Origin of the sequence: Gymnodinialimonas mytili (genome assembly GCF_037544085.1) — a bacterium.
Lineage (GTDB): Bacteria > Pseudomonadota > Alphaproteobacteria > Rhodobacterales > Rhodobacteraceae > Gymnodinialimonas > Gymnodinialimonas mytili.
Genome location: NZ_JBBIFW010000002.1, coordinates 757,935 through 776,195 on the forward strand (window position 1 = coordinate 757,935; position 18,261 = coordinate 776,195).

Annotated in this window: 21 protein-coding genes and 1 pseudogene; 15 read left to right on the top strand and 7 right to left on the bottom strand. The window is 62.1% G+C overall.

Going from position 1 to position 18,261, the window contains the following annotated elements; genetic code table 11:
• Nucleotides 1–10 precede the first annotated feature (10 nt).
• Entirely contained in the window at nucleotides 11–1,540 is a 1,530-nt protein-coding gene (locus V8J82_RS13215; RefSeq protein ID WP_339975832.1) for an OpgD/OpgG family glucan biosynthesis protein, read from the top strand.
• On the opposite strand, the gene V8J82_RS13220 is transcribed toward V8J82_RS13215, so the two are convergent.
• Nucleotides 1,537–2,316, bottom strand: coding sequence for an endonuclease/exonuclease/phosphatase family protein (locus V8J82_RS13220; RefSeq protein WP_339975833.1), 780 nt, complete (start codon nucleotides 2,314–2,316; stop codon nucleotides 1,537–1,539). The genes V8J82_RS13215 and V8J82_RS13220 overlap by 4 nt on opposite strands.
• Nucleotides 2,317–2,777: 461 nt before the next feature.
• Between V8J82_RS13220 and V8J82_RS13225 the strand changes: the two genes are divergently transcribed.
• From V8J82_RS13225 to V8J82_RS13245, 5 genes are all read left to right on the top strand, one after another.
• Nucleotides 2,778–3,470 carry a winged helix-turn-helix domain-containing protein gene (locus tag V8J82_RS13225; RefSeq protein ID WP_339975834.1) on the top strand — a complete coding sequence of 231 codons (693 nt, stop codon included), beginning with the start codon at nucleotides 2,778–2,780 and terminating at the stop codon, nucleotides 3,468–3,470.
• A gap of 181 nt (nucleotides 3,471–3,651) precedes the next feature.
• On the top strand, nucleotides 3,652–4,254 hold the full coding sequence (locus V8J82_RS13230) for an aspartyl/asparaginyl beta-hydroxylase domain-containing protein (RefSeq protein WP_339975835.1): 603 nt from the start codon (nucleotides 3,652–3,654) through the stop codon (nucleotides 4,252–4,254).
• Between the two features lie 2 nt (nucleotides 4,255–4,256).
• The gene (locus V8J82_RS13235) at nucleotides 4,257–5,093 is read left to right on the top strand and encodes an alpha/beta fold hydrolase (protein WP_339975836.1); all 837 of its coding nucleotides are present in this window, start codon (nucleotides 4,257–4,259) and stop codon (nucleotides 5,091–5,093) included.
• Complete coding sequence (locus V8J82_RS13240) at nucleotides 5,093–6,154, top strand: P-loop NTPase family protein (protein WP_339975837.1); 1,062 nt, start codon at nucleotides 5,093–5,095, stop codon at nucleotides 6,152–6,154. Before V8J82_RS13235 ends, V8J82_RS13240 begins: the two co-directional genes overlap by 1 nt.
• Complete coding sequence (locus tag V8J82_RS13245) at nucleotides 6,151–7,767, top strand: ABC transporter transmembrane domain-containing protein (RefSeq protein WP_339975838.1); 1,617 nt, start codon at nucleotides 6,151–6,153, stop codon at nucleotides 7,765–7,767. The genes V8J82_RS13240 and V8J82_RS13245 overlap by 4 nt, the downstream gene beginning before the upstream one ends.
• 68 nt (nucleotides 7,768–7,835) lie before the next feature.
• Here the strand turns inward: V8J82_RS13245 and phnF are convergent, their stop codons facing one another.
• Nucleotides 7,836–8,549, bottom strand: coding sequence for a phosphonate metabolism transcriptional regulator PhnF (gene phnF / locus V8J82_RS13250; protein WP_339975839.1), 714 nt, complete (start codon nucleotides 8,547–8,549; stop codon nucleotides 7,836–7,838).
• Between the two features lie 94 nt (nucleotides 8,550–8,643).
• On the opposite strand from phnF, the gene phnG reads away from it, so the two are divergent.
• The 3 genes from phnG to V8J82_RS13265 are packed head-to-tail and all read left to right on the top strand — an operon-like array spanning nucleotide 8,644 to nucleotide 10,567.
• Entirely contained in the window at nucleotides 8,644–9,120 is a 477-nt protein-coding gene (gene phnG / locus V8J82_RS13255) for a phosphonate C-P lyase system protein PhnG (protein ID WP_339975840.1), read from the top strand.
• Entirely contained in the window at nucleotides 9,120–9,605 is a 486-nt protein-coding gene (locus V8J82_RS13260; protein ID WP_339975841.1) for a phosphonate C-P lyase system protein PhnH, read from the top strand. The genes phnG and V8J82_RS13260 overlap by 1 nt, the downstream gene beginning before the upstream one ends.
• A 2-nt stretch (nucleotides 9,606–9,607) precedes the next feature.
• Nucleotides 9,608–10,567 carry a carbon-phosphorus lyase complex subunit gene (locus tag V8J82_RS13265; protein WP_339975842.1) on the top strand — a complete coding sequence of 320 codons (960 nt, stop codon included), beginning with the start codon at nucleotides 9,608–9,610 and terminating at the stop codon, nucleotides 10,565–10,567.
• A 2-nt stretch (nucleotides 10,568–10,569) separates the two neighbouring features.
• Here the strand turns inward: V8J82_RS13265 and V8J82_RS13270 are convergent, their stop codons facing one another.
• The gene (locus V8J82_RS13270) at nucleotides 10,570–10,794 is read right to left on the bottom strand and encodes a hypothetical protein (protein ID WP_339975843.1); all 225 of its coding nucleotides are present in this window, start codon (nucleotides 10,792–10,794) and stop codon (nucleotides 10,570–10,572) included.
• A gap of 55 nt (nucleotides 10,795–10,849) precedes the next feature.
• Between V8J82_RS13270 and V8J82_RS13275 the strand changes: the two are divergent.
• The 4 genes and pseudogenes from V8J82_RS13275 (at nucleotide 10,850) to phnN (ending at nucleotide 13,121) form a co-directional block, all read left to right on the top strand.
• Nucleotides 10,850–11,434: pseudogene (locus V8J82_RS13275) on the top strand (alpha-D-ribose 1-methylphosphonate 5-phosphate C-P-lyase PhnJ).
• On the top strand, nucleotides 11,431–11,883 hold the full coding sequence (locus V8J82_RS13280; protein WP_339975844.1) for an ATP-binding cassette domain-containing protein: 453 nt from the start codon (nucleotides 11,431–11,433) through the stop codon (nucleotides 11,881–11,883). The pseudogene V8J82_RS13275 and the gene V8J82_RS13280 overlap by 4 nt, the downstream one beginning before the upstream one ends.
• A gap of 9 nt (nucleotides 11,884–11,892) precedes the next feature.
• On the top strand, nucleotides 11,893–12,576 hold the full coding sequence (gene phnL / locus V8J82_RS13285; protein ID WP_339975845.1) for a phosphonate C-P lyase system protein PhnL: 684 nt from the start codon (nucleotides 11,893–11,895) through the stop codon (nucleotides 12,574–12,576).
• The gene (gene phnN, locus V8J82_RS13290; RefSeq protein WP_339975846.1) at nucleotides 12,573–13,121 is read left to right on the top strand and encodes a phosphonate metabolism protein/1,5-bisphosphokinase (PRPP-forming) PhnN; all 549 of its coding nucleotides are present in this window, start codon (nucleotides 12,573–12,575) and stop codon (nucleotides 13,119–13,121) included. The genes phnL and phnN overlap by 4 nt, the downstream gene beginning before the upstream one ends.
• Here the strand turns inward: phnN and V8J82_RS13295 are convergent.
• On the bottom strand, nucleotides 13,103–13,780 hold the full coding sequence (locus V8J82_RS13295) for a DUF1045 domain-containing protein (protein WP_339975847.1): 678 nt from the start codon (nucleotides 13,778–13,780) through the stop codon (nucleotides 13,103–13,105). The genes phnN and V8J82_RS13295 overlap by 19 nt on opposite strands.
• Nucleotides 13,781–13,829: 49 nt before the next feature.
• Between V8J82_RS13295 and V8J82_RS13300 the strand changes: the two genes are divergently transcribed.
• The gene (locus tag V8J82_RS13300; RefSeq protein WP_339976047.1) at nucleotides 13,830–14,972 is read left to right on the top strand and encodes an alpha-D-ribose 1-methylphosphonate 5-triphosphate diphosphatase; all 1,143 of its coding nucleotides are present in this window, start codon (nucleotides 13,830–13,832) and stop codon (nucleotides 14,970–14,972) included.
• 94 nt (nucleotides 14,973–15,066) lie between these two features.
• On the opposite strand, the gene V8J82_RS13305 is transcribed toward V8J82_RS13300, so the two are convergent.
• The 3 genes from V8J82_RS13305 to V8J82_RS13315 form a co-directional block, all read right to left on the bottom strand.
• On the bottom strand, nucleotides 15,067–15,465 hold the full coding sequence (locus V8J82_RS13305; protein WP_339975848.1) for a hypothetical protein: 399 nt from the start codon (nucleotides 15,463–15,465) through the stop codon (nucleotides 15,067–15,069).
• A 245-nt stretch (nucleotides 15,466–15,710) separates the two neighbouring features.
• Complete coding sequence (locus tag V8J82_RS13310; protein WP_339975849.1) at nucleotides 15,711–16,037, bottom strand: hypothetical protein; 327 nt, start codon at nucleotides 16,035–16,037, stop codon at nucleotides 15,711–15,713.
• A gap of 379 nt (nucleotides 16,038–16,416) precedes the next feature.
• Nucleotides 16,417–17,031 carry a TetR/AcrR family transcriptional regulator gene (locus V8J82_RS13315; protein WP_339975850.1) on the bottom strand — a complete coding sequence of 205 codons (615 nt, stop codon included), beginning with the start codon at nucleotides 17,029–17,031 and terminating at the stop codon, nucleotides 16,417–16,419.
• 63 nt (nucleotides 17,032–17,094) lie between these two features.
• On the opposite strand from V8J82_RS13315, the gene V8J82_RS13320 reads away from it, so the two are divergent.
• Nucleotides 17,095–18,258 (top strand): efflux RND transporter periplasmic adaptor subunit, encoded by a 1,164-nt coding sequence (locus V8J82_RS13320; protein WP_339975851.1) that lies wholly within the window; start codon nucleotides 17,095–17,097, stop codon nucleotides 18,256–18,258.
• The last annotated feature ends 3 nt before the right edge of the window (nucleotides 18,259–18,261 follow it).

Here is an 18,261-nt window from a genome sequence, read left to right on the forward strand (position 1 = left end):
GAGCGGGCGTATGACACTGATAACATCCGATATTAGCCGTCGCGCTCTGCTGGTTGGCATGGCCGCGGCCTCTGCACTTGGGCCCGTGCGCAGTTTCGCACAAAGCCCCGGAACATCGCTTTTGGACGCCGCGCGGGCCTTGGCCGCGGCGCCCTATCTGCCGCCTGCGGGCGAGCTACCCGCACCCTTCAACAATCTGACCTACGATGCCTATCGCGGGATCCGCCCGATCGAAGGCAGGGCTGCGATGCTGGCCCAGGGGGATGACTTTTTACTCGATCTGCTGCCGCCTGGCCTCTACTTCCCCGATCCGGTCACGGTCGAACGGGTGGTTGACGGTGTGCTGCAAAGTCAGCCGCTGACCCCCGACCTGTTCACATTCGAGCCGCGCTATTTCAGTGACATCCCCGAAACCTCGCCGGGTGCCGGTTTTTCCGGGCTGCGTCTGCGCCATCCGCTGAACAGGCCGGATGTGATGGACGAAGTCGCGGTGATCCAAGGGGCCAGCTATTTCCGCGCCATCGGCGAGGCGATGGTCTACGGCCTGTCGGCCCGCGCCGTGGCGCTGGGGACCGGCGGCGTCGATCCAGAGGAATTTCCCAGATTCACCCATCTGCGCGTGCATGAAGGGGCGGATGGTCACATCCGGATGGAGGCGCTGATCGACAGTCTGTCGCTTGCCGGGTATCTCGACATGGTTCTGACGCCCGGTGCCGATAGCGTGATGGACATCTCGGTCACGCTGCTGCCGCGAGTGAATATCGACACGATCGGTGTGGCGCCGCTGACCTCAATGTATCTCAAAGGCCCGATGCACGGCGCAGCCTCCGATGATTTCCGACCACGCGTGCACGACAGCGACGTGCTGTTCATCGAAAACGGGATGGGAGAGGCGCTTTGGCGCCCGATTGAAAACCCAAGATCGGTGGAGACCTCGGCCTTTGGCGACGAAAATCCGGTCAGCTTTGGCCTGTATCAGACCGCCCGGACCTATGAGGATTTCGAGGATACCGAGGCGCTCTACGAACATCGGCCATCGGCGAAGGTAAGTCCGCGTGGGTCTTGGGGGCGCGGCGCGGTGATGTTGGTCGAGATCCCGACCGGCACCGAATTCCTGGACAACATCGTCGCCTTCTGGCGACCCGAAGAGCCCTTGGCGGCGGGTGGAGAATACCGGTTCGATTATCAACTGGCCTGGACCAAAAGCGCACCTGCCGCAACGATCCGTGCGCCCATCGCACAATCGCGCAGCGGGCGGGAACATCTGCTGCCGGGTGTGCGCCGTTATGTGCTGGATTTCGATACCGACCGGGATGATCTGGTGCCCGAATTGTCCCTTTCCGGTGGCGAGCAGGATCAATTGTCGGGGCTGACGCTGTTCCCATTGCCCGATGGCCGTGGGATGCGGGTGAGCTTTCTGCTCGATCCCGGTGAGGCTGAGGCCTTGGAGTTGCGTTTGTTGCTGCGCGACGCCGAAGGCGCGGCCGCCAGCCCCGTCTGGTTGCATCGCTGGACCCCGAAACGTGACGGGGACGTCTAGGCGCCTAGGCTGATCCGCCCATAGATCGGCCTGTGGTCGGAGGCGGCGCGGATGCCTGGCCCATCCAGAACGCGCAGATCGGTGACCCGTCCGGGTGCGTTTGTGAGCACCCGGTCGAGCGGCAAGACGGGCTGGCGCACGGGGAACGTCGGCGCCGTCGGGCCGGTGAACCGATCCATCAGCACCTTGCGCGACAACGCCGCACCGCCCCAGGGCCGCCATTCGTTTAGGTCACCGCAGATAATGGTCTGGCGCGGATCATGGCGGCGAAAGTGCTGCCCCAACGTGCGCATCTGCGCGATCCGAAGGCCCTGGGACAGCGACAAATGCGTGGCACAGAACCGTAAGGCGCGGTCGCCTTGCGCTGCATCGATGATCACAGCGCCGCGGGGGCAATGCCCGGGCAGATCAACCAAGCGCACCGATTGGACATGCCATCGGGGATGCAGAAAGGCCACCACGCCGAGAAAGCCGTGGCTTTCCAAGGTGGAGCGGTGATCTACGCCCAATTGGGTGTAGCGCAAGCCCGTATCGGCTTCGATCCGGTCGATATCCAGAACCCCGCGATGGGGCGGGGCCTCGTCATCGGCCTCTTGCAGGAAGAGCGCATCTGCGCCGCTTTGCCAAACCTCGGATTTCAGAACGTCCAGCACTCGGGCGGCATCTACGCGCCCGTCTCCACCACGTCCACGGTGGATATTCCAACTGACACAGGTCACCGAGTTGGGCGTGCTCGGGTCAGTTGTGACACCTGGGATTGGAAGAGGCGAGGTCAACATCATCGCAGAAGATGGGGCACGTGGTGGGGAAGGGCAATGCACCGGCCTTCAAACGCCCTGGCAAGATGCGCGCGGATCGCCGCGAAAGGACATCGAATTGATACGTTTGCCTGCGACTCAGATGCCTTGCAAAGCGCTGCGCAGAGGCATCAGATGCCGATGATATAAACCGGGGATGTAGGGGCGGGTGTTGAGCCCCTTCGGCGACACGCACGCGCAAGAATCTTATCTGGCCTCGCCCTGAGCCGCCGAGTGTTGTGCGAACAAACGAAACTGCTTTCCCACAAGGGGTTCGCCCACTCTAAGTCCCCGTAAACAAGGTTTAAACCAAAGTTGTAGGGGATCTGAGCGGCTCAGCCTTAAACCGGCAACGTATGGATTCCTGACGCTCATCCGGCACTCTGATTGGCAACCCGAGGGCGGATCATCCCCCCCTGATATCTCGGAGCCATGTGTCGATGAACCTGCTACTGATCGATAGATTTGCCTGCCCTGAGGCGCCGCTTGCGACGGGGCTTGCGGCGGAGCGGATGCATCTGGATCTCGCCCGTGGTCTAACCGAGGCACAGGCGATGATGGCAGCGCGGCGCTACGATGTGGCGCTGGCGGACCTGTCCGCGTCAGACGGCGCGGCGCGGCGCATCCTGATCGGTTGGGGCGCTGGCGGGCCTGTTCCCCTGATCGCCCTGGTTCCGACCGCGATGCTAAATGGTCCCGTAGGGCGTGTTTTGTATCTGGCCGATGATTGGATGACCAAACCGCTTGCTCAGGCCGAACTGGTCGCGCGGATCCGGGCGGTTCATGCGCGCAAAACCGAATGGCGGGTGCGTGCGCTCCGTGCGGGCAAGCTGACGGTCAGCCCCGATGCTCCCAAAGCCTGTTTCGATGGCACACCCCTGGCCCTATCGGCACGCCAGCTTGAGGTTCTGCGCCGCCTGATGCGGCGATCCGGCCATCCGGTGCCGCGCGCCACGCTGGAGGCGGCGGCCTATGGCCCGGATCAGGCCCACAGCGCGAACGCGATCGAGGCGGTGGTGTCGCGGTTGCGTCGCAGTCTGAAGGCCGCCGGATCCAGGGCGCGTATCGAAGCGGTGCGGCGTGTGGGTTGGCGATTGGTGATCCCAAACAACGAGAAAGACATTTCGACATGACCCGCTTTTCAAACCACCCAATCAGTGGGCCCTGCGCAGCTTTCTGCCAAGGCCGTTGCAAGGCGCCCGCTGTCAGCCCGCCGTCAGCTTCGGGAATAGCTCAAAGGTGGGATGGCGGCACCCCGAAACCCAAACGCATCTTCCACACGGGCAGATGCACACCATCACTAAGGAGAGACACATGAAATACTTCAAAAAAATACGTGGGGACGTCGCCGTTGATCCATTCCTGGCAGAGATCGCGAGTGTCGATGACGCCTGGGCCAATGCCACGGGTCGTCAGGACAAGATCGCGGTGCAGCGTGAGGCGTTGGCAATCCCGCTGCGCGGTTTGCGCAAGTCGATGATCCTGGGGCGCCCGCGCCGCGATGTGCATGAAAGCCGCTGGACCACGGGATCGGTCAATTTCCCGGTCGCGCGCGCCTTCCTTGAGGAGATCGCCGCCGAACTGGATGCCGATCTGAGCCGGGCCAAAATCGTCTGTTTGCCTGCCGGGCGCCGGGTCTATGCCCATATCGACCGCGGCGAATACTACCGGTTCCGGGGTCGCTATCACCTGGTGCTGAAATCGTCCGCGGGCTCCTGGCTCAAGGCAGGGGATGAAGACATCCGCATGCAAGAGGGCGAGTTGTGGTGGTTCGACAACGACCAGATGCATGAGGCTTTCAACGATGGGGATGAAGATCGCATCCACATCATCTTCGACCTATTGCCCGCCGAGATGCGAGCGAGCGCTGCTGCATCGACGGCCAAGGCGCGCCAGAAACTCGAAACGGCGGCATGACCATGGCACATATTCAATACAGACGCGGGGTTCCGGGCGTTCTACCGAATGCCTGGCTGATCCAACCCGAGGCGGGCCGCAATGCGGCGGCTCCGGTCATCGCAGTCCATGGTCTGAACCGCGAAGCCGAAGGTATGGCCAAGCTGCTGGCGCCGCGCGCGGATGCGACGGGTCGCACGGTGATCCTGCCCATCTTCGACCGCACCTCATGGCCTCGCTTTCAGCGTGCCGCCTGTCCGCAACGCTCCGACTGGGCGCTGCTGAACCTGCTGAAGGTGCTGCGGGAGGAGGGCCATATCGGTGACGCGCCACCGGATCTGTCGGGCTTTTCGGGCGGTGCACAATTCGCCCACCGCTTCGCGTGGCTTTACCCGGATCATGTGGGGCGGTTGTGCCTTGTCTCGCCGGGCTGGTGGACCTTCCCCGATGCGCGCGGTGCGCACCCGCTGGGGATTGACGCCAATGCTCGGGGCAAGGGGGCTGCGGCCTTCCGGTTGCGCGCAAATCTGGCACGTTTCTTCGATCGTGAGATCCAGGTGGCCGTCGGTGCGCTGGACGTCGTGCAAGATAAGAATCTGCGTCAGGATCCTGAGATCATGGCGCAGCAGGGGGCGGATCGCGTGACCCGCGCCCGACGCTGGAGCGCTGCGGCAATCCGAGCGGCCCGAGGGGCCGGTCTTTTGCCGCAGATCGCCTTCAAACTCATGGGTGATTGCGGGCACAGCTTTGCCGATTGCGTTGCCAATGCGCGGCTTGACCGGGTCTTCGTGCCTGCCGTGAAGATCGAAACCAACACTCGGTCGCTGTGCCGGGAAGACAAATTTGTGGAGGTTGCGTGATGCACCTGATTAAAAACGATAACCCTGCCGCCCCGCTTCTGGCCGGCGCCAAATGGAGCTTTGTAACCCGCCGTGTGCGGCGTGGTGCAGCCATCCAACTCGACACCGATCTCACGTCGGTCACGGCCGGGGATCTGGTGCTGGCCGAGGTTCGGTCATTGGGCAGTCACAAACGATTGCAACTGAGTGATGGGCGCTTCTCGGCCCTGTTCCCCAGGGATCGTGTGGTTCTGGCCTGTGCTGACCGCTTTGCTGAAGATCAGTTTGAAGGCATCGCCGCATTGTCGCCTGAGGGCGCCGATCTTCTGGCGGGTGGCGGTGTCATTGGCCACATGCAGTCGCGCAACGGGAAAATGAAAAACCCCACGCAACTGTCGGTGATTGGCCGTCTGGCCGATGCCGAGGGCCGTGTGCTGAATGTTGGGCACTTCGCGCTGGATGCATCGTCCGGCCAAGCGCCTCACCGCGTGATCGGCGTGCTCGGCACCGGCATGAATGCCGGAAAGACCGCCGCCGCCGCCGGATTGGTGAACGGATTTGCACGGTTCGGAAACCGGGTTGCGGCGATCAAGGCCACCGGCACCGGATCCTTCGGGGATGTCCATCAATATGAGGCGGCGGGGGCCGCGCTGACATTGGACTTCACCGATGCCGGTCTGGCCTCGACCTTCCGTCAGCCGGTGGCGCATCTGGATCAAGTGACGCGGACATTGCTGTCGGCCACTGCCGGGTGTGACATCGCCATCGTGGAACTGGCAGACGGGGTCAGCCAAGTCGAAACGGCCGAATTGTTGCACCGGCCTGACTACCGGGCGCTGTTCGATGCCTTTGTGTTGGCCGCGCCGGGCGCAATGGCGGCGCGGGGTGCATTAGGATGGCTGGCGGAGGTCGGCGTGACGCCCATGGCCCTGACCGGCCTGATGACGCAGGCGCCGCTTGCTGTGCAAGAGGCCAGCGCGCTGGGTCTGCCGGTTCTGGCCCGAGAGGATCTGTCGGATCCGGCGACGGCGTCCTCCTTGCACGCGCTTTTGTCGGTGCAAGCGGCGGAGGGCGTGGCGTGAGCCGACGTCCTGCCATCACCGGCGATCTGAGGTGGACAGGCCTTTTGGTGCTTGTCTGCCTGGCGCTTGGTCAGGCGGTCACAATGGTTGTGACCGCCTTTGCGACCCGCGATGTGATCGGCGCGTTGCGTGATGGCAGCGGGGTGGTCCCGGTAGAGGCGCTCATCGCGATTGCCGTGTCTGGCATCATGATCTTTGCCCTGCGCTCGGCCGAGGGCGCGGTGGGTGAGCGGACCGGGCAAAGCTACGCTGCCGCGATCCGCCGCGTTCTGTTTCTGCATATGACAAAGATGCCGATGAGCGCGATGGCACGGCGGCGGGCAGGGGCCACGGCGCTGCGCTATGTTGGGGATCTGACGGCGTTCAAAGGATGGGTCGCGCGAGGCGTAGCGCGTCTGATCTCCGCCTGCGCGACGATCCCGGCGGCGTTTCTGATCCTTTATCTTCTCGAACCGCGCCTTGCTTTGGCAGCGGCATTCCCCATTGGGGTCGTCATGGCGGCGATTTTCTGGTTGGGCCGCCCGTTGGGGGATGCCCATGCCAGCCTGCGCAGCAAACGCGCCAGCCTTGCGGCGTCGATGGCCGAGCGGTTGCCCCAAGGCATCGCCTTGCGACGGTCGGGTCGGATGAAGACTGAATTGCGCGCGCTTGACGGCAAATCACGCAATATCGTCCGCGCCGCGGTGTGGCGGGCCTGGCTAGCCGAAACCGTGCGGGCCATGCCCGATGCCGCTGCGGGCATTGCGGGTGCGCTTTGCCTTTTGGTTTGCCTGGATTTGGGCTTGGGCGTCGCGGATGCTGTCGCCGCGTTGACCGCTCTGGCGCTGGTCGTTTGGCCTTTGCGTCATCTCGCCGATGTGCGCGACCGACAGAAGGCATTCGGCGTGGCGCGCAGTAAATTGGATGCGGCCCTGGCAACACCGCGCATGCCGTCGATTGCCAAGGTCGAGGCTGATCCCGATGCACCCGCGATCCAGTTGGAGGGACTTTGCCTGCCGGGCCTTGCGCCGTTGGACTTAACGCTGGAGCGCAATGAGATGCGTCGTCTTGATGGGCCTGAAAGCTCCGGCAAAACCCGGATGCTGTTGACTTTGGCGGGATTTGAAGCACTCCCGCCGGGTGGCCGGGTTCAAACGCTTGGCGGCCATCCGGCGGCACAGACAAGCAGAAATGTCTTGTATCTGGGTGTGCATGCGCCGGTCTTGAAAGGATCGCTGCGTCGCGAGTTGACACTTGGAACGGGACGCAGCCCGACAGATGAGGAACTTGAGGTTGTGCTGAGCCTCGCAGGTCTATCCGAGATGGCCGCTCGCGTTGGCGGGTTGGGCGGTCAGATCTCGGAGGGGCTGCGTAATCTGACATCGACGGAACGCACGCGACTCTATCTGGCGCGCGGTCTGATTGCGCGGCCTGATCTGGCGCTGGTGGACGCCGATGAGATTGGGCTTGATGGCGAAGATCTATTGCTGCTGCTCGATCATCTCTCGGCTTGTGAAAGCGCTGTTTTGATCGTTACATCTGCGGATCTTGAACCGATCAACCTGACGCCATCTGTCGTTTTGCAACCATGTGAGCATATCCAAGTTACGGATCTGGCCGCCGCGGCGGCCTAGCTGAATGCCGTCGCCGCAATGACCACGATGCGACGCCTCAAAGCTGGTGCAACGCGCTGCGCCGCAGACTAGCCGGTTTCCGACAAGGTCAACGTCACGCGATCAGCGGCAAACCAGGTTCGGCCCAACTCGATCGGGCGTTCGAACGCATCGACATTGATGCCGATTGTGCGCAGGATCGGGTCGCCGGGTCGCAGTTCCAATAGCGATGCGTGGATCTGTGAGGCTATCTTGCCGGTGATCTCGGTGGATTGGCGGACATAGTCCGTCACGCCGTGGCGTCGGAATGCGGCGGTGACAGATCCGTTTTCAGCCAAGGCTTCCAACATGTCGGGAAAGCGGCCTGCCGGGAAGGCAGAGCAGAAAAATGCCAGCGGTACATTGTCGGATATACTGACGCCCTCGTAGATATGGACTTTGGCCTGGGCACCGAGCTTGAGCGCCTTGCGCTCATGTACATTTGCCAGGCGGGTTTCGAGGTTGAGCACACGCTTTTCCGGGATATGGCCCGCGGCTTGGATATTCTGGTGAAAGCGGACGCGTCGACCGATTGGGTAGGGCGTTGGCACATGGCGCACGAATACGCCCGCGCCGCGCCGCGCATGCACGATTTCGCTGTCGGCCAACGCGGCCAAAGCGCGACGCACGGTATGGCGGTTGACGTTGAAGCGGTCGGACAATTGCGCCTCGGTCGGCAGGCGCGCGCCGGGCGGATAGTGACCGTTGGTGATCTCTGTCAGCAACGTATCGCGAATTGCAGTCCACAGCGCGGAACGGCCCATACGTTATCAAACCTTCGCTACATTTGCATTGCGTTTGTTGGACGCAATGATCTATGAAATTGTATAGTTGTATAAAAATGGACAACTTTGCAAGATGTCTGAGACCGCAGCGACGACAAATCCCAAGATTCTAGCTCGTCAGCATCTCTTGTCTGAACCGACATGCGCGGATGTGACCTATCTGGCGCAGCTTTGGGCACGGTTCGAGGCGGCCCACGATTTGCCATCGCCCGACATTCTGCGCCCTGCAGAGCTGGGCACCGTCACGGTGCGTGACCGCGCGGGTGCAACGGGCGCGGCCTTCAATTCGGGCGAGATGAGCGTCACGCGGATTTCCGTGCAATTGCCCTGCGGCGCGGTTGGTCATGGCTATGTGCAGGGCCGCGACAAGGATCACGCACGGATCGCTGCAATGATTGATGCCTTCGTCTGGTCCGGCATGGCAGCCCTGCTGGAGCAAGCGATCATGGCCCCGATCCGAGATCGACGCATCGGCCTTGCGGAAAAGCGTGCAGCCAAAGCCGCGGCGACCAAAGTCGCGTTCTTTACGATGGCCCGGGGAGAGGGATGATGCAGCGATATGGGCTGGCTGGCGGCGTTTCAGACATCCCGCGCGGCGAAGCCTATGGGTTTCGCGCAGCGCTCCGGGCGATGGGGCGACCGGGCACGATCGAGGTGCTGAAGGGCGCTGAAGAGCCCGCACCCTTGTCACCGGCAGCCAGCGCGCTTCTGTTGATCCTTTGTGATCAACCCACTGGGCTCCATATCGCGCCGTCCCATCACAACCATGCGGTACGAGACTGGATCACGTTCCAGACCAGCGCGCCGGACTATCCCGACCGGTCGGTGACATTGATCATTGGACGCCCTGAATTGCAGCCACCGGGCGCTGTCCTGCGCGGTCCGGGCATCGAACACGAGGCCGCACTCGACCTCCCCGAACTAGCTGCATTTCGGGCAAACCGCGCCCAGTTTCCGTTGGGCTTTGGTGCCTATCTGACAGCCGGATCGCAGGTGGCAGGTCTGCCAAGATCCACCCAAGTGACGGCGGATTAGTGATGTATGTTGCCCTCAAGGGAGGTGAGGCCGCCATCGACAACGTCCATGCCTGGTTGGCCGAGGAACGGCGCGGCGACCCGGCTGTGTCCGAGTTGTCGGTGCCTCAGATCCGCGAGCAATTGTCGCTCGCAGTTGACCGTGTGATGGCCGAAGGCTCTCTCCATGATCCCGAGATCGCAGCGCTTGCGCTCAAACAGGCCCGCGGTGATATGATTGAGGCGATCTTTTTGGTCAGGGCGTATCGCACGACATTGCTGCGGTTTGGCCCCAGCGCCCCAATTGACACCGGTAAGATGGCCTGCGACCGGCGCATCTCGGCCACTCATAGGGATCTGCCCGGTGGACAGGTGTTGGGGCCAACCTTCGATCATACCCACCGCCTGTTGGATTTCGCCTTGGCGGCTAAAGGACTGGAACGGCCCGATGCGCCGGAGCGCCCCTTGCGCCTGCAAGCGTGGAGCCGTGGGGATGAGCGCTTCGTCCTATCGATGGCCTATTCCACGCAGCGTGGCTATGGGCGCAATCACCCGTTCTTCGGAGAATTGCGGACCGGCACCGTGGCCGTCGAGATGGACATCCCCGAGTTGGGTTTCGCGATTGAGATCGGCGAGGCGGTGGTCACGGAATGCGAGACCGTGAACCCATTCACGGGCCTTGGGAACGAGCCGGCGCACTTCACACACGGCTGCGGCCTGGTCTTTGGTCGATGCGAACGCAAGGCGATTTCGACGGCGTTGGTCGATCGCGCCATGCGCTGGAAAGAATCGGGGGAGGACGATGTCAGCGCGCCAGCGCAGGACGAGGAATTTGTCCTCTGTCACTCCGACAATGTGCAGGCGTCAGGGTTTCTGGAGCATATCAAACTGCCCCATTACGTCGACTTTCAGTCAGAGCTTGAGGTGATCCGGCGGCTCAGGGCCGAGGCGGCGGGCGGCCGAAAAGCGGAGGCCGCGGAATGAAGTCAATCACCGCCCCCGCCGCCGTCGCAATCGCCATCAAACCAACCATCGCCGCCATCGGCGGTGCCGCGCCCCCGTCTTGCATCCTTCATTGCCGCGCGTGCCTCGGCATCATTGAGATAACGGATCAGCCGGTTTTCCGGCCAAATCACCGTGATGAGGGCCTTGCCCATGAGGCCGGCGAACACGGCGCCGGCGGCAATGGTCATGAATGTGTCTTGGCTCATTCTCCGCCCTCCGTCACCGCGAGCGTAATAGCGAAATCCGGCGAAAAGGTGACCTATGTCTGACCACAACTTCGCTTATCTTGATGGGCAGACGAAGCGAATGATCCGTCGTGCGATCCTGAAAGGTGTGGCTGTGCCGGTCTATCAGGTGCCTTTCGCCAGCCGCGAGATGCCGAAGCCCTTGCGCTTTCTCGAACCGCGCGAGACCTAGACACGCAAGATGCATGCGCTTGAGGAATATCGGCTGATGCATGTGAAGCTCTACGAAGACATCTCCGCTCACGCAGAGACCGCCATGGCCTATGCCTATCCGGTCGTAGTCGAAGATCGATATGTGATAGATCCGTCGCCGATCCCGAAATTCGACAATACAAAGCTTGGCTCCGCCGCGATCCAGCTGTTCGGGGCGAGGCGTGAGCAGCGGATCTATGCTGTCCCGCCATATACCAGGATCGTAAGCCTTGATTTCGAGGGTTATCCGTTCGACTCGTCCAAAGCCGATGCCCGCTGCGCGCTATGCGGGTCTGAGACAAGCTATCTTGATGAGGTGATCACGGACGATGCGGGGGGGCGGATATGTGTCGGCTCGGACACTGATTTCTGTGCCTCACGCAGAGAACCGGAAGGAGAGGCGGCATGACTCCCCTGTTGGAGGTTTGCGCTCTGACCAAACGCCATGGCGCACGTATCGGATGCGCTGACGTGTCCTTTTCGCTCTATCCCGGTGAGGTGCTGGGGGTCGTCGGGGAAAGTGGCTCGGGCAAGTCGACCCTGCTGAACTGCTTGGCCGGACATACGGTGCCCGATGCAGGTCAGGTGATTTTCGATACCCGTGTGGGCGGGCCGCAAGATGTACTGACGATGTCCGAGCCCGAAAGGCGTATGCTCGGACGCAACGATTGGGCCTCTGTGCATCAAAACCCGCGCGACGGTCTGAGGATGCGCGTCAGCGCCGGGGGCAATGTGGGCGAACGGCTGATGGTGATGAAGGACGGCCATGTGATTGAGACCGGCCGGACGGACCAGGTGCTCGACGATCCAAAAGGCGCTTATCCGCAGCTGCTTGTCAGCTCTGTCCTGCAAGTGTGAGGGCCGAAAATGATCCGCGTGACCGATTTTGCGAAAGACTTCACCCTAAACAGCCAGGGGGGCGTTGTGATCCCGGTGATCCGAGACGCGTCCTTCGATGTCGCACCCGGGGAATGCGTGGCCCTGACCGGCTACAGCGGCGCGGGCAAATCCACGGTAATGCGGATCCTCCACGGAAACTATCTGGCTCTGTCGGGCCAGGTCGAGATCAACGGGCTGGATATTACCGGCGCCACGCCGCGTGAGATTCTGATGCTGCAGCGCGAGAGCTTGGGCTATGTCAGCCAGTTTCTTCGGGTGGTGCCATGGGTCGCAACATTGGATGTGGTGGCCGAACCGTTGCTGGCGCTTGGATGCGACGAGGCGACCGCTCACACCCGCGCGCGTGATCTTCTGGTGCGACCGCGCATTCCTGAATGCCTCTGGTCGCTGTCGCCCACAACCTTTGCAGGGGGCGAGCAGCAGCGGGTCAACATCGCGCGCGGTTTTGCGTATGCCTATCCGGTGCTGTTGCTTGATGAGCCGACAGCAAGCTTGGATGCCACAAATCGCGAAACCGTTCTCAGCCTGATTGAAGAGGCGAAGGCGGGTGGCGCCGCCGTCGTCGGTATCTTCCACGATCATGCGGCGCGGGACCGTGTGGCGGATCGCGAGATCGACGTGTCGGCTTTTGCGCCAAAGGTGGCTGCATGAGCGTGCTGGGGCGCTTCATCGCCGTGGTCGGGCCATCGGGCGTCGGCAAAGACAGTTTGATGGCGGCGCTTTGTGTGGCGCGTCCCGACTTGCATCAGGTCCGCCGGGTGATCACGCGCGCGCCCGATGCGGGGGGCGAAGATTACGAGTCGACGAATCCGGCACTGTTTGCCGCCCGTGCAGCGGGTGGCGAATTCGCTTTGCACTGGCGCGCCCATGATCTTCACTACGGCATCCCGGCAAGTGTCGAGGATGTCATGGCCGCTGGCCAAGACGCGATGGCCAACCTGTCGCGAGGCATGTTGGGCAAGGCACAGACAGTGTTTCCGATGTTGCATGTCCTGTCCGTCACCGCCGCGCGGGATGTCTTGGAGCGGCGGTTGAGCGCTCGCGGGCGCGAAAGCCGGTCGAATATCGCCCGGCGGCTCGCGCGTCCCGCACCGGCACTGCCGGAGGGGATACGCATCACTCTGATCGACAATTCCGGCCCGCTGCACGAAAGCGTCGCCGCCGCGCTGGGCGCGCTCTATCCGGAAAGGGTGTAGCGGTGGATCAGGTGAAAGAGCCCGTCATTGTGCTCGCCCATCAAGGCGAGGCTGTTGATCTCAAGAGGTCCGTCCAGAAGCGGCGCGAAATGGTCGGCCAGTGCCGCCTGGATCGCATCGGGGTCCTGAAGTGCGCCTGTCAGGGTAATGTGAAACCGAAACTCCTCCATGACATACGGGTATCCCCAGCGGGTCAGCAATGCCTCCTGCCGGGCGCTCAGTCTTTTGGCACGGCGTCGCGCCAGCTCCGCCTCGGATGGCGGCGCGCGGAACGGGTCGAGGTCACGCACCGCCGCGGCGGCCAGATCGGCCAGAGCGTCGGTGGGTGTGCTGGGAACGATTGCGATGAACCGACCCAGGCGGCGGACCTCCACCTTCGGCAAACTGACTGGCGCCCGGGTTCCGCAGAACGCGGCCGCCGCGCGGTGCAACCCTTCGGGCGTATAGTCCGTGGCCAAGCCAAATGGCGGTTTGATGGTGCCGTGGATGCCGTATTTGCGCGGTGTTGCCGTCAGATCCATGGCGTTGTCGATCCCTGGCACGATTGGATGTTCTACGGTGGTCCCGGTGGCGCTGTCCCAGCCCAACCATGCCGATCCCGCCTCAAACAACGCCCCTTCCGGCACCACGTAAAGGCCGAAGCGTTTAAACCGATCCATCTCAGATCCTCCATCGTGAAAGTGTAAGATGCCCAAAGATGCAGCCCTGATGCCCGAGACCCTGACGCTTGCCAATGCCCGGCTGATGTTACCCGAGGGCGAGATGCGCGGTGCGGTGACATTGGAGGGCGGCCAGATCACCCAGCTCCGCACGGGCGCATCTGTGCCAACAGGCGCGATCGATTGCGCGGGGGATGTGGTGGCGCCGGGGCTGATCGAACTGCACACCGACAATCTGGAGCGTCATATCCAGCCGCGCCCGACGGTTGATTGGCCCCACGGGCCTGCAATCCTGGCCCATGATGCTGAATTGGCGGGGGCTGGCATCACCACGGTCTTCGACGCAATGCGTGTGGGGTTCAGTCCCTCGTTGAAATCGCGCCACACGCCCTATGCGCGGGGTCTTGCGGCAGAGCTTCTTGCAATGCGCGACAGGCAAGTTCTTAAGATCAGCCATTTCCTGCATCTTCGCGCTGAAATCTGCTCGGAGTCGGTGATCGATGAAATGGCCGAATTCGGCGCGGAGGATCGGGTGGGTCTGGTCAGCCTAATGGACCATACGCCAGGTCAGCGGCAGTTCCGGGATCTGGACAAGCTCAAGGCTTATGTGATGGGCAAGAACAACCTCAACGAGGCGGAATTTGCCGAGCACGTGGCCCGTTTGGTGGCGCTGCAAGACCGCTTTGCCGATCTGCACGAAGCTGATGTCGTGGCCCATGCGCGCCGCTATGGTGCGGTCCTGGCAAGCCATGATGACACAACCCGGGATCACGTGACTGTCTCGGCACGCCACGGTGTTGCATTGGCGGAGTTTCCGACAACGCTTGAGGCAGCCCAAGCCTGTCGCGAGGCGGGCATCGCCGTGATGATGGGTGCGCCGAACCTGATCCGCGGGGGCTCTCATTCCGGCAATGTCGCCGCCGCTGAATTGGCAGAGTCCGATCTGCTCGACATTTTGTCCTCTGACTATGTCCCTGCCGCCCTTTTGTTCTCCGCCGTGCAATTGGGCGAGATTTGGGGGGATCTGCCACGCGCCTTGCGGACGGTGACCCAGGCACCAGCGAAGGCCGTTGGTCTGTCGGACCGGGGTTTGCTTGCGGTGGGCCAGCGCGCCGATGTGATCCGCTTTGGAGTGGAAGACGGAATGCCGATCTTGCGCGGCGTGTGGTCATCGGGCATTCGGGTCGGTTAGGCGCCCTGGATTTCGCGCGAAATCCGTCTGGAAGACCTGTGTCTTCCGGCACCGCGCACCGAAGGCTGTGCCTGCGATTTCCCGAATATGCTCCTCAGGCGAGCCCTTCGCGGGTCAAGTAGTTCATTGCGGCCGGGATATCGGCGGGGTCTCGCAGTTCCACAACCGGATATAGATGTTGGGGGAGGGCGCCGATGGCGCGGAACACGGCAGGCCCATTCACAGTTTCGCGGCCCGGTAGCCAATAGCGGTCGGCAAAACCGTCGGCATCCTGCAGAGGGACATGGGTCAGCATCGCGCCCGCAGTACGGACGAAGCAATCGACTGGCGGCAGGCCGCTGGCGCCATGGGCATAAGGGGCGTGCCCGGTATCGATCGAGAGGCGCAGCTGATCGGAACCGAAGCTTGCGGCCAATTCGCGCCGCCAAGCGGGCTCGATACCTTCGATGGGGCAATGACGATGGAAGAGCGGCCGGGATGGCAAAGGCGGCATCTAGCGGTGAGCGTGGAATGTCATCCGATGCCGGAATGTCCAGGAACCCTTCTGCCAGGATGCAGCCATTGCGATATGGCCAGATTGCGATCCGTCGCGCAGGCAGTTTGGCGCGCCTGCCATAATGAGGAGGCCTCGAGCCCGGGCCCGCCGCGCCGCCGCCATTGTCGTCGGAAACTCCGAGATACATGTGCCTTTGGCCATGGCTTGATCAACATGCTCGATGGTCCGGTCATCCTTACTCATCAGCGAAACGCCCCGAGCCCAGGCCGTTTCGACCACATGGGCGCGACCTCGGCGCCATGGGTCTTCGACCGTTCGAACAGATGGTCCATCGCCGCGTGACCCTCTGCCTCTGACACCTCCATGTCGCGGATCATGTGCTTGAACCATCGGTCGATATTCGGGCTTTGCCGGTCTACGGGCGTGTGGTCCATAAGGGATGCCAACCGCACTTGGGGCAGACGCATGAAGGGATCGACCAGTGTCTCGGTTGTCGGATCAGAAATCTCGCAGCGCAGATGCAGCAGGTTCTTGGATCGGAACATGCCCTTTGACCGCGCACCGATCATGGCGTCATCAAGCGTTCATCGGCCCGTCAATGCAAAGTCTGACCAAATTCTGGCTTGTGCCGCAGCTTGGCATATTGTGAAGCCTGTCTTGTATCGCAGCGTTTGAAGTGAGGCAGGATTACACGGCAGCTCTTGTCGATCCAAACGCCACGTCTCGCGATTTGGTCCCGCGCTGTGAACTGGTCCGTGAAGGGGGGCTCTATACGGAGCGTCACTTTGCTGAAACCTGGCTCAGCGGAACGCAAGCACAAGCGGTGCGGGCGATTTTCCGACGTCAAGAAGACCCCTGCGTAACCTCGACCTCCGCCTCGGGTTTGGGCAGAAGATCAGGTTTTTCGCCAGACTTGCCATATCAACCTTGAACGCCTCCGATCAGCGCTCAGATATCGGTCATCACGCGCAGTCCGATGTCATCAAGCATCGCATCAAGGTCCAACGGAAGCTGCATTTGACTGAGCTTTCCATCGATCAGCAAAAACGACAATCCATGCACAAAGCTCCATAATTGGAAGGCCCGCTTTATGTCGATATCTTCGACCACGTCACTGCCGCGATAGGCCGCGACCTCGGCCTTGACCACATCGAACGTGTCTTCGCCCCGTTGAACCAAGGCGTCATGGCCTGCGTGATCTTCCGATAACCCGAACATAAGACGAAAAACTGCGGGTTCATCGCGGGCGAAACAGACATAGACATGCCCCAGGGCCGAAACCCGTGCGAGACTGCGCTGGGGCAGGGGGACAAGTGCCTCGATCATCTGACGATGTTGGCGCTGCATCCCCTCAAGTGCGACCGCGCGCAGCAAATCATCTTTATCTTTGAAATGCTTGTAGGGCGCGGCGGTTGACACACCGGCACGACGGCAGGCCTCCGAAACCGAGAGATGGTCAGGCCCCTTTTCCTCGATCAGTTGTCGTGTGGCCTCGATCAATTGCGCGCGAAGATCGCCATGGTGGTAGTTTTCGCGCCTGTTTGGGGTGGTCGGTTCTTTCATGATCCAATTGCTGTCAGACATCGTAACCCTTGTCAAAGTGAGAGACACTAACATATGTTAGAGATGCTAACATTGAAGGGACTGACCATGGCGGACGTAACGGAAAGATCGTTTTTGCGGCGCGCGGCGCGCTTCGTAGTCAACGTAACGCTCACGATGGCAGTGGTGGCCGTGTCAGGTTTTGCTGTGGTGTTTGGGTCTGAGTTTCTAGCCGATAGGGCAGAAGCAAGCGCCGCGACGAACACGGCGGAGCGTATCCCTGTCGAGGTCACCGACCTGACCCTGTTGGATGGTTATTCGGTGCCGCGCCATTTTGTGGGGCAGGTCGAAGCGACGGCAAGCGTTGCCTTGTCCTTTGAGCTTGGCGGGCGCTTGTCAGAGTTGCTTGTGGACGAGGGCGCACAGGTCGAAGCCGGTCAATTGCTCGCGCGGCTCGACACCTCCCTCCTGTTGGCCGAGCGTGAAAGGCTTGAAGCCACCCGTGCCGCCACTTCGGCCCAATTGGTGCTTGCCGAAAGTCGGCTGGCCCGCGCCACCGCGCTGCGCGCCGAAGGTTTCGCCAGCGAAGAAGCGCTGGATCAGGCCCGCGCGACGCGGGACGAATTGCTCAGCCGTATCCAGGAAACCGACGCAGCGATCGGCACAGTGGCGATCAACCTGGAAAAGTCCGAAATCTTTGCGCCCTTCGATGGCCGGGTCGGGCGGCGCAATGTCGATGGGGGTGAAACGCTCAGCGCGGGATCACCTGTGCTGACACTGATCGAAACCGCCGCCCCGCAGCTCCGTGTCGGTCTGCCGCTTGCCATCGATCTGGATTTGCTGGAGCATGTCGAGATCAGTGTTGATGGCGTCTCCTATCCCGCGCGGCTGATGCATGTGCGGCCGGATATCGACCCGGTCACCCGGACCCGCACCGCTATCTTCGCCATCGAGGCGGAGACCGCGCCGATCTTCGGGCAGACCGCCACACTTGTCCTTGAAACGCCTATCGAAGCAGTCGGCACATGGCTTCCACTGGATGCGCTTCAGGAAGGTCTGGGCGGAATTTGGACGGTTTTGGTGGTCGATGACGGGGTGGTGCGCATGGCAGCGGTCGAGATCCTGCATACTGAGGCCACACGCGCCTACGTGCGCGGGACGTTCCAGCCGGGTGCGCAACTGATCAATTCGGGTGCTCATCGCGTCGTGCCGGGCCAACAGGTCCGCATTCTGTCCGCCGAGGGCTAGCGC

Bases quoted from the DNA above. Each gene is read 5' to 3' on its own strand.
- phnL (WP_339975845.1), top strand. From the start codon at position 11,893: ATGATCCGCGTGACCGATTTTGCGAAAGACTTCACCCTAAACAGCCAG.
- V8J82_RS13265 (WP_339975842.1), top strand. From the start codon at position 9,608: ATGTATGTTGCCCTCAAGGGAGGTGAGGCCGCCATCGACAACGTCCAT.
- phnF (WP_339975839.1), bottom strand. From the start codon at position 8,549: ATGGGCCGTTCCGCGCTGTGGACTGCAATTCGCGATACGTTGCTGACA.
- V8J82_RS13295 (WP_339975847.1), bottom strand. From the start codon at position 13,780: ATGGATCGGTTTAAACGCTTCGGCCTTTACGTGGTGCCGGAAGGGGCG.
- phnN (WP_339975846.1), top strand. From the start codon at position 12,573: ATGAGCGTGCTGGGGCGCTTCATCGCCGTGGTCGGGCCATCGGGCGTC.
- phnG (WP_339975840.1), top strand. From the start codon at position 8,644: ATGTCTGAGACCGCAGCGACGACAAATCCCAAGATTCTAGCTCGTCAG.
- V8J82_RS13300 (WP_339976047.1), top strand. From the start codon at position 13,830: ATGCCCGAGACCCTGACGCTTGCCAATGCCCGGCTGATGTTACCCGAG.
- V8J82_RS13310 (WP_339975849.1), bottom strand. From the start codon at position 16,037: ATGATCGGTGCGCGGTCAAAGGGCATGTTCCGATCCAAGAACCTGCTG.
- V8J82_RS13320 (WP_339975851.1), top strand. From the start codon at position 17,095: ATGCTAACATTGAAGGGACTGACCATGGCGGACGTAACGGAAAGATCG.
- V8J82_RS13235 (WP_339975836.1), top strand. From the start codon at position 4,257: ATGGCACATATTCAATACAGACGCGGGGTTCCGGGCGTTCTACCGAAT.
- V8J82_RS13230 (WP_339975835.1), top strand. From the start codon at position 3,652: ATGAAATACTTCAAAAAAATACGTGGGGACGTCGCCGTTGATCCATTC.
- V8J82_RS13280 (WP_339975844.1), top strand. From the start codon at position 11,431: ATGACTCCCCTGTTGGAGGTTTGCGCTCTGACCAAACGCCATGGCGCA.
- V8J82_RS13225 (WP_339975834.1), top strand. From the start codon at position 2,778: ATGAACCTGCTACTGATCGATAGATTTGCCTGCCCTGAGGCGCCGCTT.
- V8J82_RS13215 (WP_339975832.1), top strand. From the start codon at position 11: ATGACACTGATAACATCCGATATTAGCCGTCGCGCTCTGCTGGTTGGC.
- V8J82_RS13315 (WP_339975850.1), bottom strand. From the start codon at position 17,031: ATGAAAGAACCGACCACCCCAAACAGGCGCGAAAACTACCACCATGGC.
- V8J82_RS13240 (WP_339975837.1), top strand. From the start codon at position 5,093: ATGCACCTGATTAAAAACGATAACCCTGCCGCCCCGCTTCTGGCCGGC.
- V8J82_RS13270 (WP_339975843.1), bottom strand. From the start codon at position 10,794: ATGAGCCAAGACACATTCATGACCATTGCCGCCGGCGCCGTGTTCGCC.
- V8J82_RS13305 (WP_339975848.1), bottom strand. From the start codon at position 15,465: ATGCCGCCTTTGCCATCCCGGCCGCTCTTCCATCGTCATTGCCCCATC.
- V8J82_RS13260 (WP_339975841.1), top strand. From the start codon at position 9,120: ATGCAGCGATATGGGCTGGCTGGCGGCGTTTCAGACATCCCGCGCGGC.